This window comes from Streptomyces gottesmaniae (assembly GCF_031845845.1).
Taxonomy (GTDB): Bacteria; Actinomycetota; Actinomycetes; order Streptomycetales; family Streptomycetaceae; genus Streptomyces; species Streptomyces akebiae.
Genome location: NZ_JAVRFJ010000167.1, coordinates 1 through 410, shown reverse-complemented (window position 1 = coordinate 410; position 410 = coordinate 1). Strand labels below are relative to the sequence as shown.

Genomic DNA, 410 nt, shown 5'->3' with positions numbered 1-410 from the left:
GTCCACGGTCAGGGGGAAGAAGTCCTGGCCGGCCTTGGCGGCCTTGGCGCACACGACGGTGGCCAGCACCACGGTGCCTTCGATGTCGACCAGCACGGCGCCGGTGGCTTGGCGGGCGATTTCACCCGTCTCCATGGTGACGGTGTGCTTGCCCCACTGGAAGGTCTTGGTGACTTTGTTGAACATGGTCATGGATGGTGTCTCCTGAGGTCATGGGCGCCCGCAACATGCGGAACACCCGAGGATGCCGTCACCTGTCGCGATGCCATTCCAGCGAGGCTGAGCCCGAAGGCAGACTCAACCACATTGGAATGACACAGCGTTCGCTTTGGGTCAGTTGGCGGCGTTAAAAAACAAAAAGCCTGTGCTGGAGGCGTCCAGACAGGCTTTTTGTCGTCATGGGGTGCTTA

General features: G+C 60.5%; 1 protein-coding gene. It reads right to left on the bottom strand.

All coding sequences use genetic code 11. The annotated features are described in order from the left end of the window. On the bottom strand, window positions 1-192 hold a 192-nt coding region (locus RM704_RS45865; protein ID WP_498076470.1), incomplete at its 3' end, for a hypothetical protein. Window positions 193-410: the final 218 nt, after the last annotated feature.